Below are 15,506 nucleotides of genomic sequence, written 5' to 3'. Positions count from 1 at the left end.
AACGTTTGATTTGACTTAGTAGTCGCGTGCCTCAAGCTTTTTCAGGTCATCCTGAGCTTCAGCCAGCTTGCGTTCACGTTTCGCAATTTTATCCACATCGCCTTTTTGTTTTGCTTCGACCAGATCACGCTGACGTTCAGCAATCTCATCTTTTTGTTTTGCGATCTTTTTCTGATGGTCAGCACGCAGTTTACTGTCGGTGCAGTTTGCTCTGAGTTCGCTGAGCGCTTTATTCAAACCATTAATGCGGTTCTGGTTGTTGTGCTTTTCGGCGTAGCTAATTTCCTTCTGTATATCCTGCTCTTTTTCCTGACAGAGGGTATTGGCATAGCTGCCTGCACTGAGCGTGAAAAGGGTAATAGCGAAAGCGATGCGGTATTTCATTCTTGAACCTTCCATTGTGATTCGAACCCGTTACCGGGGGACGATGATCCAGGTCATAACACGGCGGACAATAAGTCCGCCTTATTAATCATAGTCAGTAAACGGCGAAATCACCAAAGTGGGTGATATGATTCGGATTCCTGGACATTAACCGAAGCGATGTGGGTTATCCCGTAAGCGGGTCAACCACTGTACGGCCTGGCTGTCGCCGTTCTGTTGGGCGATGATATAGCCATGCGGCAACGTTCTGTCCAGCACGGCCTTAGCCGCCGCGCTTTGCGCGCTGGAGTCAAACGTAATGAGCAGCGCGTCATTTTGTGGCGTGATGCTTTTGAAGCGAATGCCGTTAGCGTCCAGATGATGCCAGATGGAAAAGCCGTCCGGCATACTGACGCCCTGATGGATGGCGCGAATGGCCAGCGTGGATTCCTGCTGGCGAATGGTCGACCAGACGAGAAAAAGCACGCTCATCAGCACGAGAAAAGAGGTTGTCCAGGCCAGTTGTCGAAGCGTTATGTGTGGTTTCACCATACTCTATCCCCGATTTCCGTATTTCTTTTTCCAGAGCACCACCAACGAACCCGCCAGCCCAAAGACCAGCAGTACCACCGGCAGCAGCATCAGACATGACATCAGTTGGTCTTCATACTTCAGGAATACAGGCGTTTTGCCCAGCAAGTAACCCAGCGAGGTCAGGATCAGGACCCACAACAACCCGCTCATCCAGTTAAAGAATTGAAAGCGCGCGTTATTAAGGCCGGACAGACCCGCGATAGTGGGTAACAAGGTACGAACGAAAGCGATAAAACGGCCAATTAACAGCGCGGACAGGCCATGTTTATGGAACAAATGGTGAGCGCGCTGATGATAATGCGCGGGCAGATGCGACAGCCAGTTTTGTACAATACGCGTGTTGCCCAGCCATCGCCCCTGAATATAACTGACCCAGCAGCCCAGGCTGGCGGCCACGGTTAACAGCAGGAGCGTTTGCGGAAACCCCATTGCGCCTTTGGCGATAAGTACGCCGACCAGCACCAGCAAACTGTCACCAGGTAAAAAGGCGGCAGGAAGCAACCCATTTTCCAGGAACAAAATCATAAATAGTACGAAATAAAGCATGCCAATCATGGAAGGGTTGGCGAGTGTTTCAAAATCCTGAGCCCACAGGGCATTCAGTAATTGAGTCAGTAGTTCCATTCAGTATTCCTGGAGAATCGGTTAACGTCACGCCGGTTTTTTGAGTTTGCAATACCGCAACATTATTCATTTTTTACTTGGGTTGCGGACGGGCGCAAAATCGCGGCCTGAACCATTCCTTGTTAAGTTGTGAAGTAAGCAAGCACTAACACACAAAAATTCAAAATGCATCTAATTGTAACAAAGGTCGACGTAGTCCGTTATAGAAATCGCACGTCGTTAAAATATGATTTTGCTTATCACAAAGGTGGGTGGCGAGAGGATTTACACAGGCTGACACTTTATATCTTACGCTTACTGAGCGGCGTCGCAGACAGGCGCCCTGATGCGCCTGCCAGCGTAAGATTGTCTATTTTGCCCCGTTAGCGGCGGTGTCCAGATGAACAACGGGATTTTCAGCAAAAAGATAGCGGTCGGCGTTAAATTCGAAATCGTCGCTGGTTTCGTTAAACAGCATCTGTTTGGTGTTCTCCAGATGCTGCCACATTGCCAGTTTCGCGGCATGAGGATCTTTGCGAATCAGCGCCTTGAGAATATGGTCATGATCGTCGCACCAGTTATCGACGGTGCGTGAATCAATATGATCGTGCAGTTTTTTCCAGTACGGGTTATGTACGCGCTGAGTCCACATTTTTTCGACAATGGCGGCCAGCGCGGTATTTTGCGTCGCCAGCGCGACCTGCACATGGAACTGGAGATCCCATTCGGAGTCGCGGAAACATTTTTCGTTACGCGCTTTCTCCTGGATTTCCATCAACTTCATGATGTCCTGTTTCGTCACCTGCGTGGCGGCAAACTCAGCAATATTGCTTTCTATCAACTGGCGCGCCTGGAGAAGTTCGAACGGGCCATAATTGGCGAACTCAAGGTTTTCATCCGGGGCGACATAATATTTCGGTTGATTTGAAATAACGTGGATGCCGGAACCTTTGCGGACTTCTACGTAGCCTTCGACCTCCAGCATGATAATCGCTTCACGAACCACCGTACGGCTGACGTTTTTCTCATCGGCAATAAAGCGTTCGGCAGGGAGTTTATCGCCCACAAGGTAGACGCCCTGTTCGATGCGCTCTTTCAGGTCAGCAGCAAGTTGTTGATACAAACGTCGTGGTTCGGTGATTTCCATATGCGCTCCAGGCATAAGACGGCAGACTATATTTGTTATACCACTTTTGCGAGGCTGGCTCCACTTGTACCGTTGAAAAAGCCGCCTGTTTAACAGGCGGCTTTGAATGAGTAAACCTTGTTGGATGATGGCGCAGGTCAGGTCAACTTTGCGTTGCGGGGCGATTGACCTGCGACCCTGGCCCCGCCTCGCTGGCCGGTTTGTTTTGCAGCACCGTCCAGATAACCAGCGCGCCGAGCAGGTCGAACACCGCCAGTACCGCGAACAGTGGGCTGAAGCCGATGGTGTCAGCCAGCGCGCCGACCACCAGAGCAAACAATGTGCTCGCCAGCCAGGCGGACATCCCGGTCAGGCCATTCGCGGTTGCCACTTCATTACGGCCGAAGACGTCAGAAGAGAGCGTAATCAGCGCGCCGGACAGCGCCTGGTGAGCGAAACCGCCGATGCAAAGCAGCATGATGGCGATATACGGGCTGGTGAACAGGCCGATCATGCCTGGGCCAATCATCAGCAGCGCGCCCAGGGTAACGACCATTTTACGGGAGACGATCAGGTTTACGCCGAACCAGCGCTGGAACAGCGGCGGCAGATAACCGCCGATGATGCAGCCTAAGTCGGCAAACAGCATGGGCATCCAGGCAAACATGGCGATCTCTTTCAGGTTAAAGCCGTACACTTTAAACATGAACAGCGGGATCCAGGCGTTGAAGGTTCCCCATGCCGGTTCAGCCAGGAAACGTGGCAGGGCGATACCCCAGAACTGGCGATTACGCAGGATCTGCGCAAGAGACATTTTCTTCGCAGTGTTGTCTTTGTGCTGCGCTTCCTGACCGCCAATGATGTAGTCGCGTTCTGCATCCGTCAGCTTTTTCTGGTCGCGCGGGTGTTTATAGAACACCAGCCAGGCCATTGCCCAGATGAAGCTCAGCACGCCGGAAATAATAAACGCCATCTGCCAGCTGTGCATCACGATAGCCCAGACGACCAGCGGAGGCGCAATCATCGCGCCGATGGAAGAGCCGACGTTAAAGTAGCCGACCGCAATGGAGCGTTCTTTTGCCGGGAACCATTCAGAGCTGGCTTTCAGGCCCGCTGGAATCATCGCGGCTTCAGCAGCGCCGACCGCGCCGCGCGCCAGCGCCAGGCCGCCCCAGCTTCCAGCTAGTGCGGTTGCGCCGCAGAATACGGCCCACAGAACGGCGAACATGGCGTAACCCACCTTCGTACCGAGAACATCCAGTACGTAACCGGCTACGGGTTGCATGACAGTGTAAGCAGCAGAATAGGCTGCGATGATATAGGAATACTGTTGTGTGGAGATGTGTAACTCTTCCATCAGCGTTGGCGCAGCCGCCGCCACAGTGTTACGCGTCAGATAGCCCAGCACGGTGCCTAATGTCACCAGTGCAATCATATACCAACGTAACCCTTTAATTTTACGCATGTAAAACCTCATCGTTTTGTTATTTCCGCAACAATCGCGGTTATCTTCCTGCGCTGAGCGGGGAAGTTATTGACGACGGGATAACCGAAAAAAAGCCGGTACGCCCCGAACGTTGCCATGAGTCATCGTGCTAATTCGGTTTCCGTACCGGTCAATTCGATGTCTTAACCATCGATAACTTTGCATTCCGTCGGCTTATGTATCGCGACGGCCAGAAAGATAACTTGTCATACAACTTCAAAAGGTGAGTGACATCACAAATGCAGGATTCTTAGTGTGGTCATTATTTCGATTTAGAAATACCAGCAATGGCGCGGCCTGGAGCGCTATTTACTCTTTTAGGGGTAATTTATTTGTTGGTTTTTATTGATCCAACTCACGAAAATATCTTCAGGGTCTGGAAATTGGTGTGATAACTTTGACAGCATCAAAACATAAGCAATCTGACGCACTCGTTGAGAGGAAGACGATAATGACCCCGTTTATGACTGAAGATTTTCTGCTGGATACCGAGTTTGCCCGCCGTCTGTACCATGATTACGCAAAAGATCAGCCCATCTTCGACTATCATTGCCACCTGCCGCCGCAGCAGATCGCGGAAAACTACCGTTTTAACAACCTGTATGATATCTGGCTGAAAGGCGACCACTATAAATGGCGAGCGATGCGCACCAATGGCGTTGCTGAGCGTCTGTGTACGGGCGATGCGTCCGATCGTGAGAAGTTCGACGCCTGGGCCGCCACGGTGCCGCACACGATCGGCAACCCGTTATATCACTGGACGCACCTTGAACTGCGTCGCCCATTTGGTATTACAGGTAAGCTGCTGTCGCCTGCGACGGCAGATGAGATCTGGGATCGTTGCAATGAATTGCTGGCGCAGGATGCATTCTCCGCGCGGGGAATCATGCAGCAGATGAATGTAAAAATGGTCGGCACCACCGACGATCCTGTCGATTCGCTGGAGCACCACGCCACGGTCGCGAAAGACAGCACGTTCACCGTTAAAGTGCTGCCGAGCTGGCGCCCTGATAAAGCGTTCAACATTGAGCAGGCAACCTTTGGCGATTACATGACGAAGCTGGGCGAAGCATCGGATACCGATATTCGCCGCTTCACCGATCTGCAAGCCGCGCTGACTCAGCGTCTGGATCATTTTGCCGCCCACGGCTGTAAGGTTTCTGACCACGCGCTTGACGTCGTTATGTTTGCTGAAGCCAGCGACGCTGAACTGGACAGCATTCTGGCGCGCCGTCTGGCGGGCGAGACTCTGAGCGAGCATGAGGTCGCGCAGTTCAAAACGGCCGTACTGGTGTGGCTGGGCGCGGAATATGCGCGTCGCGGTTGGGTACAGCAGTACCACATCGGCGCGCTGCGTAATAACAACCAGCGCCAGTTCAAACTGCTGGGGCCGGATGTCGGCTTCGATTCCATCAACGATCGTCCGCTGGCGGAAGAGCTGTCAAAATTGCTGAGCAAGCAGAATGAAGAAAATCTGCTGCCGAAAACCATCCTGTACTGTCTGAACCCGCGCGATAACGAGGTGCTGGGCACCATGATCGGCAACTTCCAGGGCGAAGGGATGCCGGGCAAGATGCAGTTTGGTTCCGGCTGGTGGTTCAACGATCAGAAAGACGGGATGGAGCGTCAGATGACGCAACTGGCGCAGCTTGGCCTGCTGAGCCGCTTCGTCGGTATGCTGACCGACAGCCGCAGCTTCCTGTCTTATACCCGCCACGAATATTTCCGTCGTATCCTGTGCCAGATGATAGGCCGCTGGGTTAACGCGGGCGAAGCGCCGGCGGATATCCAGTTGCTGGGTGAAATGGTACGAAACATCTGCTTCAACAATGCGCGCGACTATTTCGCCATTGAACTGAACTAAGGTCTGGGGTTGATATGCAATACATCAGGATCCATACGCTGGATAACGTTGCGGTAGCGTTGGCCGATTTAACGCAGGGCGCAGAGGTCAGCGTCGATAACCATACCGTGACGCTACGCCAGGATGTCGTACGCGGTCATAAGTTTGCCTTACGCGATATTGCGCAGGGGGAGAACGTCATCAAATATGGCCTGCCTATCGGCCATACGTTGGTGGACGTCGCGGCGGGTGAGCATATTCATGCCCACAATACCCGGACTAACCTCAGCGATTTGGATGAGTACAGCTATCAACCCGATTTTCAGGCCCCTGAAGTACAACCGGCGGATCGCGATGTGCAGATTTACCGCCGTGCCAACGGAGACGTCGGCGTGCGCAATGAGCTGTGGATCTTGCCGACCGTCGGCTGTGTCAACGGCATTGCGCGGCAGATCCAGAACCGTTTCCTGAAAGAGACTTTTGATGCCGAAGGAACTGACGGCGTTTTCCTCTTCAGCCACACCTACGGCTGTTCTCAGCTTGGCGACGATCACATCAACACCCGCACCATGCTGCAAAACATGGTGCGTCACCCGAATGCGGGGGCGGTGCTGGTGATTGGACTGGGTTGCGAAAACAATCAGGTGGATGCCTTTCGCGAGACGCTGGGCGAGTTCGACCCTGAACGCGTTCATTTCATGACCTGCCAACAGCAGGACGATGAAGTGGAGGCGGGCGTTGAGCATCTTCATCAGTTGTATAACGTGATGCGCCATGACAAACGCGTGCCGGGCAAGCTGAGCGAACTTAAGTTCGGTCTGGAATGCGGCGGTTCAGATGGGCTGTCCGGTATTACCGCGAATCCGATGCTGGGGCGCTTCTCCGACTATGTTATCGCCAACGGCGGGACGACGGTGCTGACGGAAGTGCCGGAAATGTTCGGTGCAGAACAGCTGTTGATGAGCCATTGCCGCGATGAAGAGACGTTTGAAAAACTGGTGACAATGGTCAATGACTTCAAGCAATACTTTATCGCTCACGACCAGCCGATTTATGAGAATCCGTCGCCGGGTAACAAGGCGGGCGGGATTACGACGCTGGAAGACAAGTCTCTGGGGTGCACGCAGAAGGCGGGTTCCAGCCAGGTTGTGGATGTGCTGCGCTACGGTGAGCGCCTGAAAACGCGCGGTCTGAATCTGTTAAGCGCGCCGGGCAACGATGCGGTCGCCACCAGCGCGCTGGCGGGCGCGGGTTGCCACATGGTGTTGTTCAGTACCGGCCGCGGTACGCCATATGGCGGGTTTGTCCCGACGGTGAAGATCGCCACCAACAGCGAACTGGCGGCGAAGAAGAAGCACTGGATCGATTTTGACGCCGGGCAGTTGATTCACGGTAAGGCGATGCCGCAGTTGTTGAATGAATTTGTGGATACGATTGTGGCGTTTGCCAACGGCAAGCAGACCTGCAATGAACGCAATGATTTCCGCGAGCTGGCGATTTTCAAAAGCGGCGTAACGCTGTAGAACAATGCCGGATGGCGACGTAAACGTCTTATCCGGCCTACGAGTGGAGCGTTGTAGGCCTGATAAGCGTAGCGCCATCAGGCAATGAAAAATGCCGGATGGCGACGTAAACGTCTTATCCGGCCTACGTGTGGGGCGTTGTAGGCCTGATAAGCGTAGCGCCATCAGGCAACGAAAAATGCCGGATGGCGACGTAAACGTCTTATCCGGCCTACGAGTGGGAGTCGTTGTAGGCCTGATAAGCGCAGCGCCATCAGGCTTGTGGTTATTTAGCTACGCAGCGCGCTTTTCGCTAAACGCGCGTCTTCCGCCTGACATACCGCGGCGGTAAACATAACGTCGGTAGAGGAGTTGATTGCGGTCTCGCAGGAGTCCTGCAACACGCCGATAATGAAGCCAACCGCAACCACCTGCATGGCGATTTCGTTCGGAATACCGAACATGTTGCACGCCAGCGGGATCAGCAGCAGTGAACCGCCCGCCACGCCAGAAGCGCCGCATGCGCACAGCGATGCCACCACGCTCAGCAGCAGCGCCGTCGGCAGATCAACCGGAATACCCAGCGTATACACTGCCGCCAGCGTCAGCACGGTAATTGTGATTGCCGCACCGGCCATATTGACGGTTGCTCCCAGCGGGATGGAAACAGAATAGGTATCTCTGTCCAGATTCAGTTTTTCGCACAGCGACATATTCACCGGAATATTTGCAGCGGAGCTACGGGTAAAGAAGGCGGTCACGCCGCTTTCACGCAGGCAGGTGAGAACCAGCGGATACGGGTTGCGGCGGATCTGTAAAAAGACCAGCAGCGGGTTGATGACCAGCGCCACAATCGCCATACAGCCAATCAGCACCAGTAACAGTTGCGCATAGCCCCACAGCGCTGAGAAGCCCGTAGTGGCGAGCGTTGAGGCGACCAGGCCAAAGATACCGATCGGCGCGAAACGAATCACCAGTTTCACAATAAAGGTGACGGCGTCGGACAGATCGTTCACCAGATTTTTGGTGGTTTGATTACTGTGGCGCAGCGCAAAGCCCAGGCCGATAGCCCACACCAGAATACCGATGTAGTTGGCGTTGATCAGCGCATGGATCGGGTTCGCAACGATGCTCATCAGCAGCCCGTGTATCACCTGGACAATGCCGCTCGGCGGCGTGATATCCGTGGCGCCAGTCGTCAGTTGCAGCGTGGACGGAAAGAGGAAGCTCACCACAACCGCCGTCAGCGCGGCTGAAAATGTGCCGAGCAGATACATCCACAAAATCGGGCGAATATTGGTTTTCTGACCGTGTTGATGGTTGGCGATAGACGCCATCACCAGCGTCAGTACCAGAACCGGCGCGACAGCTTTCAGCGCACCAACGAACAGGGTGCCCAGCAGACCCGTTGCCTCTGCGGCAGGTTTTGAAACTAAAGCCAGTAAAATTCCCAGTATAAGCCCAATTAAAATTTGTTTAACCAGGCTCCCTTGAACCAAACGCTGGAGTAGCCCCGATGAACGTTGCGTAGTCATTTCATGATCCTTTCAGTGTGATGTTGTTCATCCTTTGCACGCTCTGTTGGCGCATCTTTCAGGATGTAACAAAGTGTTTGCCTGAGTGAGTATAAGGAAAGATGGGGATTGGGAAAGCGTAAAATGCTGGAATTTACGTACTACGTCATATTTTTTAACTAAACATTTACATGTTATCGGGTAGTGCTGCGTGTACTCAACCCACGACCGTGGTTTTTGTCAGCCCGGCAGACATGGCGCTGCCGGGCAGGGTCTTACTGTAGCTGCTGCTTTTTATCGTTCTGGCGATTTACCCACGCGTTAACAATCAGCGTGATCACCAGAATACTGAACACCACGCCCAGCGAGATGGCGATCGGAATGTGGTAGAAATCGACGATCAGCATCTTAATACCGATAAAGACCAGAATGACGGCCAGACCATATTTGAGCATCGAGAAGCGCTCCGCTACCCCTGCCAGCAGGAAGTACATGGCGCGCAGACCCAGGATCGCAAACAGGTTGGAGGTCAGGACGATGAACGGGTCGGTCGTCACGGCAAAGATGGCCGGAATGCTATCGACGGCGAAAATCACATCGCTCAGTTCTACCAGAATCAGGACCAGCATCAGCGGCGTCACGAACAGCAAGCCATTCTTACGCACAAAAAAATGCTCGTTTTCGATGGTGTCGGTCATGCGAAGGTGGCTACGCAGCCAGCGAACCAGCGGTTTGTCGCCGATGCCGGATTCGTCCTCTTTCACCAGCGCCATCTTCACGCCCGTAAACAGCAGGAAAGCGCCGAACAGGTACAGTATCCAGTCGAACTGGGCGATCAGCCAGCTACCGGCGAAAATCATAATCGTACGCAGAACAATGGCGCCAAGTACGCCATACACCAGAACCCGGCGTTGCAGGGCAGGCGGAACAGAGAAGTAGCTGAACAGCATCAGCCAGACAAAGACGTTATCAACGGCCAGCGATTTTTCGATCAGATAACCGGTGAGAAACGCCAGCGCCTGCGGATCGGCCACCGCCCGGCCCTGGGTCTCCGCCAGATACCACCAGAAGGCGGCGTTGAACAGCAATGAAAGTGTCACCCAGACCAGAGACCAGGCCGCCGCCTGCTTCATGGACATCGTATGTACGCCACGACGCCCCTGCAACAGAAGGTCGATAGCCAGCATAATCACCACAACGACAGCGAATCCGCCCCATAACAACGGTGTGCCGACAGTATTCATAGAATTTCCTTACACATAAAAAAAACGGCCAACGTCGAAAGACGTCAGCCGCTGCTTTTTATATGCATAGACCTCGCCTTCCGGCAAGGTCTCACTTACAACAAGAAAGTGATATGTACTCACTCCACGGGTGATGGCGAATCGGCTTCGTCATCAATCAAAGACATGAAGGCACATCACTTTCTTATTGCCCGGCGACCGGATGTGGTTTTTCACACATCGTAATGACGATCGACCGACAATGAAGTTACTCCCCTTTGCACGTAACAAAATATGACAGGCCATACGATCAGTCAATGGCCTGTTACATCTGTTTTACATTGTTTTACGCTGTGGCGTCATCAGCGGGGAAGACGACGCCCGTCTGCCGACGAATCTCCGTGAGCAGTTTGGCCGTGATACGGCTGACGGTCAGCTCGGGATGGTTCACCTCGTTGGTCTCGACCAGGTGTGCAAAGCGTTCCGCCTCATACAGCATCGTATTGATATGCTGAGGAACGGATAAATCCTGCGTTTTTCCGCCGCGTGGAATGAAGCACACTTTCTGACATTCCGAAATTTTCTCGATGACCAGAGAACCGGCTTCGCCCTGGATTTCGCTGGGCAGTACGGAATCACTCACTTTGGAATGCTGTAGGGTGACGCTGAAGTCGCCGTAATCCAGCACCGCCACGCCATGCGCATCGACACCGCTTTCCAGCAGACTGGCGGACGCCTGAACGTTTTGCGGTTCTCCCCAGAGCGCAACCGCTGACGCCAGACAGTAAAAACCGATATCCATAATGGAGCCATTCGAGAAGGCCGGATTAAAGGTATTGGGGTTTTCGCCGTCCAGATAGCGCTGGTAGCGCGAAGAATACTGGCAGTAGTTGATAAGGGCTTTGCGCATTCTTCCTGCTTTCGGCAGCGACTGCTGTAGCAACTGAAAATTAGGCAGGCTGGCGGTTTTAAAGGCTTCGAACAGGACGACCTGATTTTCACGCGCGCACGCGATGGCGGCGTCGACTTCGGCCAGATTCGAGGCCAGCGGCTTCTCGCAGATCACATGCTTCTTGTGGCTTAAAAAGAGCTGAGTCTGGGGGAAATGCAGCGAGTTCGGGCTGGCGATATACACCGCATCAATGGCGTCGCTTTGCGCCATTGCTTCAAGCGAAGTGAATAAATGCTCGACGGGATAATCATTGGCGAAGGTTTGCGCCTGTTCGAGGCGACGGGAATAGACTGCGGTTAACTTATATTTGCCGGTTTCATGGGCGGCATCGACAAACTGGCGGGTGATCCAGTTTGTGCCAATAACAGCGAAACGTATCATAAACGCCTTCAGGCTCCATAAAGGGATTCTTTCGTCAATTTAGCATGCCTTTATGACAAAGCCAGTGCGCTACTGCTCAGATTGCTTTAACGAAAGATGCGTTAACCACAGGCGGGTATCAAACTCAAGCTGGTGGTACTGCGGCTCCATATGGCAGCACAGTTGATAAAACGCTTTGTTGTGCTCTTTCTCTTTCAGATGCGCCAGTTCGTGAACCACGATCATTCGCAGAAAAGGTTCCGGCGCATTGCGAAACACGGTAGCGACGCGGATCTCGGCTTTCGCCTTCAGCTTGCCGCCCTGTACGCGCGAAACGGCGGTATGCAGCCCCAGCGCATTTTTCAGCACATGGATCTTGTTGTCATACATCACTTTGTTGATCGGCGGGGCGTTACGCAGAAACTGGCTTTTCAGATCCTGGGTATACTGCCAGAGCGCTTTATCGGTCGCAAAATCATGCGTTCCCGGATAGCGTTTTTCCAGCACTGCGCCCAGACGCTGTTCAGCAATGAGCGTGCGTACCTGAGACAGTAAATTCTCCGGGTAGCCGTGGAGATAAGTAAGTTGACCCATCAAAGCCCCAAATTAAATCTAAAAAAAGAGTATACTCACGCACCCTTTCAGGGATAACAGCGAAATTTTACCATTCAGGAGGGCCGATGAGCCACGTAGACAACGGTTTCCGTTCACTGACACTGAAACGTTTCCCGGAAACGGATGACGTTAACCCGCTTCAGGCGTGGGAAGCGGCGGATGAATATCTGCTGCAACAGTTAGACGACACGGAAATCAGCGGCCCGCTGCTGATCCTGAATGATGCCTTTGGCGCATTAAGCTGCGCGCTGGCTGAGCATACACCATACAGCATCGGCGACTCGTATTTAAGCGAGCTGGCGACGCGCGAAAATTTACGCCACAACGATATCGCCGAATCCAGCGTGAAGTTTCTCGACAGCACTGCCGCGTACCCGCCGGCGCCGGGCGTCGTGTTGATTAAGGTGCCGAAAACGCTGGCGCTGCTGGAGCAACAGTTGCGCGCGTTGCGCCAGGTCGTGACTCCGCAGACCCGTATTATTGCGGGAGCAAAGGCGCGTGACATTCATACCTCCACGCTGGAACTGTTCGAAAAAGTGCTCGGCCCCACGACCACGACGCTGGCCTGGAAAAAGGCGCGCCTGATCAACTGTACCTTTAGTAAGCCTGAACTGGCGGATGCGCCGCAGACGCTGAGCTGGAAACTGGACGGCACCGACTGGACTATCCACAATCATGCGAACGTTTTCTCGCGTACCGGCCTGGATATCGGCGCGCGCTTCTTTATGCAGCATTTACCGGAAAATCTGGAAGGGGAGATCGTCGATCTCGGCTGCGGTAATGGCGTGATTGGCCTGACGCTACTGGCGAAGAACCCTCAGGCGAGCGTCGTGTTTGTCGATGAATCGCCGATGGCGGTCGCGTCCAGCCGTTTGAATGTGGAAACCAATATGCCGGAAGCGTTGGATCGCTGCGAGTTTATGATTAACAACGCCTTGTCCGGCGTGGAACCTTTCCGCTTTAACGCCGTGCTGTGCAACCCGCCGTTCCATCAGAAACATGCGCTGACGGATAACGTTGCCTGGGAGATGTTCCACCATGCGCGCCGTTGCCTGAAGATCAACGGCGAGCTGTACATTGTGGCGAACCGTCACCTGGATTATTTCCACAAGCTGAAGAAGATTTTCGGTAACTGCACCACCATCGCCACCAATAACAAATTCGTGGTGTTGAAAGCGGTCAAAACCGGTCGCCGCCGCTAATAGCGTGTGCCGGATGACGGCTAACGCCTTATCCGGCCTACAACGTGCTACCCCGTAGGCCTGATAAGCGTAGCGCCATCAGGCAATGCCCTTAAATCGCCAGCGCTAATTTTGTTCCCTGCGCAATTGCCCGCCGCGCATCCAGCTCCATCGCCACGTCGCATCCGCCAATCAGGTGTACCGTTTTCCCTGACGCGCGCAGCGGCTCCGCCAGTTCGCGCCGTGGCTCCTGCCCCGCGCAGATCACGACATGATCGACGTTCAGAAGCTGCGGTTCGCCGTTGATCAATACGTGCAATCCGTCATCGTCGATCTTCTGATAACTGACCGCCGGGATCATTTTTACGCCGCGGGACAACAGCGTTGCGCGATGGACCCAGCCGGTGGTTTTTCCCAGCCCCTGACCGGGTTTACTGGCTTTACGCTGTAGCATCACAATCTGACGTGGGCTGCGAGACAGATGCGGCCCTTCCGGGCGTAACCCGCCGGGCTGTTGCAGGCTGGTGTCGATCCCCCATTCCACGCAGAACTCGGCAATGCTCAGGCTGCTGGGATCGCCTGGCTGGCTGAGGTACATCGCGGTATCAAAACCAATCCCGCCGCAGCCGATAATCGCGACACGTTTCCCGACGGGAGTTTTATCGCGCAGCACCTCAAGATAGGTCAGCACTTTCGGGTGATCGATGCCCTCGATCGACGGTTTACGCGGCTCGATCCCGCAAGCGAGGATCGCTTCATCAAACGGTTGCAGATCGTCTGCGGTGACAAACCGGTTGAGCTTCAGCGTCACGCCGGTCACTTCGATCATCCGACGGTAATAGCGCAGCGTTTCATAAAATTCTTCTTTGCCGGGGATCTGTTTAGCGATGTTGAACTGCCCGCCGATCTCGGCCAGGGCATCAAACAGCGTAACGTCGTGCCCGCGCGCCGCCGCGTTAATGGCAAATGCGAGACCCGCCGGGCCTGCGCCGACGACGGCCAGGCTTTTCTTATGTTCAGCCGGAACTATCGGCATTTTGGTTTCGTGACAGGCGCGTGGATTCACCAGGCAAGAGGTGACTTTACCCACGAAGATTTGATCCAGACAGGCCTGGTTGCAGCCGATACAGGTGTTGATCTCATCCGCCCGCCCTGATTGCGCTTTCGACAGCAGTTCGGCATCCGCCAGGAACGGGCGCGCCATCGACACCATATCCGCATCGCCGCGCGCCAGAATATCGTCTGCTACTTGCGGATCGTTGATCCGGTTGGTCGTGACCAGCGGAACGGTGACGTGACCTTTCAGTTTGCGCGTTACCCAGCTAAAGGCGCCGCGCGGAACCGGCGTGGCGATCGTCGGGATACGCGCTTCGTGCCAGCCAATACCGGTGTTGATGATCGTCGCGCCAGCCGCTTCAATGGCCTGCGCCAGCTGTACGGTTTCGTCGAACGTCCCGCCGTTTTCCACCAGGTCGAGCATCGACAGGCGGTAGATAATGATAAAATCGCTGCCCACGCGCTGGCGTACCGCCCGTACCACTTCCACCGCGAAACGCATACGCCTGGCGTAATCGCCGCCCCATTCATCGTCGCGCTGGTTCGTGCGCACGGTAAGAAATTCGTTGATCAGATAGCCTTCCGAACCCATCACCTCGACGCCGTCGTAACCCGCTTCCCGCGCCAGCTGGGCGCAGTGGGCGAAATCGTCAATCAGTTGCAGGATTTCATCGTGCGTGAGTTCGTGCGGCGTAAAACGGTTGATGGGCGCCTGGATCGCCGAAGGGGCGACCAGATGCGGCTGATAGCTATAGCGTCCGGTATGCAGGATCTGCAACGCAATTTTCCCGCCTTCCTCATGAACGGCGTCCGTGATCACGCGGTGGTGCGGCAGCTGGCTGGCATCATTTAATGTAGCGCCGCCTTCCATTCCCACCCCGGACAGTGCGGGGGCAATCCCCCCGGTGACGATCAGCGCGACGCCATGCCGCGCACGTTCGGCGTAGAAAGCCGCCAGCCGTTCGGCGCCATCGGGGTATTCCTCCAGCCCGGTATGCATCGAACCCATTAGCACACGGTTTTTAAGCCGGGTAAAGCCCAGATCGAGCGGGGCGAAAAGCGACGGATAGCTCATAAGTGTGTCCAGT

13 protein-coding genes are annotated in these 15,506 nt (G+C 54.4%); 3 read left to right on the top strand and 10 right to left on the bottom strand.

Annotated features, from left to right (window positions below):
• Window positions 1–15: 15 nt before the first annotated feature.
• The 5 genes from CKO_RS19185 to CKO_RS19165 form a co-directional block, all read right to left on the bottom strand.
• Window positions 16–384: a DUF1090 domain-containing protein gene (locus tag CKO_RS19185; protein ID WP_012135236.1), complete on the bottom strand. Its 369-nt coding sequence runs from the start codon at window positions 382–384 to the stop codon at window positions 16–18.
• A 147-nt stretch (window positions 385–531) separates the two neighbouring features.
• Window positions 532–915 (bottom strand): EnvZ/OmpR regulon moderator MzrA, encoded by a 384-nt coding sequence (gene mzrA / locus CKO_RS19180; RefSeq protein WP_012135235.1) that lies wholly within the window; start codon window positions 913–915, stop codon window positions 532–534.
• Between the two features lie 3 nt (window positions 916–918).
• Window positions 919–1,581: a DedA family general envelope maintenance protein YqjA gene (yqjA, locus tag CKO_RS19175; RefSeq protein WP_012135234.1), complete on the bottom strand. Its 663-nt coding sequence runs from the start codon at window positions 1,579–1,581 to the stop codon at window positions 919–921.
• 349 nt (window positions 1,582–1,930) lie between these two features.
• Entirely contained in the window at window positions 1,931–2,707 is a 777-nt protein-coding gene (gene exuR, locus CKO_RS19170; protein ID WP_012135233.1) for a transcriptional regulator ExuR, read from the bottom strand.
• A 142-nt stretch (window positions 2,708–2,849) separates the two neighbouring features.
• A complete protein-coding gene (locus tag CKO_RS19165; RefSeq protein WP_024130972.1) occupies window positions 2,850–4,151 on the bottom strand; it encodes an MFS transporter in 1,302 nt (433 codons plus the stop codon).
• 472 nt (window positions 4,152–4,623) lie between these two features.
• Between CKO_RS19165 and uxaC the strand changes: the two genes are divergently transcribed.
• Window positions 4,624–6,036, top strand: coding sequence for a glucuronate isomerase (gene uxaC, locus CKO_RS19160; protein WP_024130971.1), 1,413 nt, complete (start codon window positions 4,624–4,626; stop codon window positions 6,034–6,036).
• Between the two features lie 14 nt (window positions 6,037–6,050).
• The gene (locus tag CKO_RS19155; RefSeq protein WP_012135230.1) at window positions 6,051–7,538 is read left to right on the top strand and encodes a UxaA family hydrolase; all 1,488 of its coding nucleotides are present in this window, start codon (window positions 6,051–6,053) and stop codon (window positions 7,536–7,538) included.
• A 269-nt stretch (window positions 7,539–7,807) separates the two neighbouring features.
• Here CKO_RS19155 and sstT read toward each other — a convergent pair whose 3' ends face one another.
• The 4 genes from sstT to CKO_RS19135 form a co-directional block, all read right to left on the bottom strand.
• On the bottom strand, window positions 7,808–9,052 hold the full coding sequence (sstT, locus tag CKO_RS19150; RefSeq protein WP_012135229.1) for a serine/threonine transporter SstT: 1,245 nt from the start codon (window positions 9,050–9,052) through the stop codon (window positions 7,808–7,810).
• A gap of 254 nt (window positions 9,053–9,306) precedes the next feature.
• The gene (locus CKO_RS19145; RefSeq protein WP_012135228.1) at window positions 9,307–10,275 is read right to left on the bottom strand and encodes a TerC family protein; all 969 of its coding nucleotides are present in this window, start codon (window positions 10,273–10,275) and stop codon (window positions 9,307–9,309) included.
• A 325-nt stretch (window positions 10,276–10,600) separates the two neighbouring features.
• Window positions 10,601–11,587, bottom strand: coding sequence for a Gfo/Idh/MocA family protein (locus tag CKO_RS19140; RefSeq protein ID WP_012135227.1), 987 nt, complete (start codon window positions 11,585–11,587; stop codon window positions 10,601–10,603).
• A gap of 69 nt (window positions 11,588–11,656) precedes the next feature.
• On the bottom strand, window positions 11,657–12,160 hold the full coding sequence (locus CKO_RS19135; protein WP_012135226.1) for a M48 metallopeptidase family protein: 504 nt from the start codon (window positions 12,158–12,160) through the stop codon (window positions 11,657–11,659).
• An 86-nt stretch (window positions 12,161–12,246) separates the two neighbouring features.
• Between CKO_RS19135 and rlmG the strand changes: the two genes are divergently transcribed.
• On the top strand, window positions 12,247–13,383 hold the full coding sequence (rlmG, locus tag CKO_RS19130) for a 23S rRNA (guanine(1835)-N(2))-methyltransferase RlmG (RefSeq protein ID WP_012135225.1): 1,137 nt from the start codon (window positions 12,247–12,249) through the stop codon (window positions 13,381–13,383).
• Window positions 13,384–13,474: 91 nt separating this feature from the next.
• On the opposite strand, the gene CKO_RS19125 is transcribed toward rlmG, so the two are convergent.
• The gene (locus tag CKO_RS19125; RefSeq protein WP_012135224.1) at window positions 13,475–15,493 is read right to left on the bottom strand and encodes an NADPH-dependent 2,4-dienoyl-CoA reductase; all 2,019 of its coding nucleotides are present in this window, start codon (window positions 15,491–15,493) and stop codon (window positions 13,475–13,477) included.
• Between the last annotated feature and the right edge of the window lie 13 nt (window positions 15,494–15,506).

Source organism: Citrobacter koseri ATCC BAA-895, assembly GCF_000018045.1.
GTDB classification, from domain to species: domain Bacteria; phylum Pseudomonadota; class Gammaproteobacteria; order Enterobacterales; family Enterobacteriaceae; genus Citrobacter_B; species Citrobacter_B koseri.
Note: the sequence above shows the minus strand (reverse complement) of the source record. Positions and strands in the feature narration are given on the sequence as shown.

What these genes read in the sequence shown, in the direction of transcription:
- CKO_RS19185 (WP_012135236.1), bottom strand. Translation starts at nt 384, where the DNA reads ATGAAATACCGCATCGCTTTCGCTATTACCCTTTTCACGCTCAGTGCA.
- mzrA (WP_012135235.1), bottom strand. Translation starts at nt 915, where the DNA reads ATGGTGAAACCACACATAACGCTTCGACAACTGGCCTGGACAACCTCT.
- yqjA (WP_012135234.1), bottom strand. Translation starts at nt 1,581, where the DNA reads ATGGAACTACTGACTCAATTACTGAATGCCCTGTGGGCTCAGGATTTT.
- exuR (WP_012135233.1), bottom strand. Translation starts at nt 2,707, where the DNA reads ATGGAAATCACCGAACCACGACGTTTGTATCAACAACTTGCTGCTGAC.
- CKO_RS19165 (WP_024130972.1), bottom strand. Translation starts at nt 4,151, where the DNA reads ATGCGTAAAATTAAAGGGTTACGTTGGTATATGATTGCACTGGTGACA.
- uxaC (WP_024130971.1), top strand. Translation starts at nt 4,624, where the DNA reads ATGACCCCGTTTATGACTGAAGATTTTCTGCTGGATACCGAGTTTGCC.
- CKO_RS19155 (WP_012135230.1), top strand. Translation starts at nt 6,051, where the DNA reads ATGCAATACATCAGGATCCATACGCTGGATAACGTTGCGGTAGCGTTG.
- sstT (WP_012135229.1), bottom strand. Translation starts at nt 9,052, where the DNA reads ATGACTACGCAACGTTCATCGGGGCTACTCCAGCGTTTGGTTCAAGGG.
- CKO_RS19145 (WP_012135228.1), bottom strand. Translation starts at nt 10,275, where the DNA reads ATGAATACTGTCGGCACACCGTTGTTATGGGGCGGATTCGCTGTCGTT.
- CKO_RS19140 (WP_012135227.1), bottom strand. Translation starts at nt 11,587, where the DNA reads ATGATACGTTTCGCTGTTATTGGCACAAACTGGATCACCCGCCAGTTT.
- CKO_RS19135 (WP_012135226.1), bottom strand. Translation starts at nt 12,160, where the DNA reads ATGGGTCAACTTACTTATCTCCACGGCTACCCGGAGAATTTACTGTCT.
- rlmG (WP_012135225.1), top strand. Translation starts at nt 12,247, where the DNA reads ATGAGCCACGTAGACAACGGTTTCCGTTCACTGACACTGAAACGTTTC.
- CKO_RS19125 (WP_012135224.1), bottom strand. Translation starts at nt 15,493, where the DNA reads ATGAGCTATCCGTCGCTTTTCGCCCCGCTCGATCTGGGCTTTACCCGG.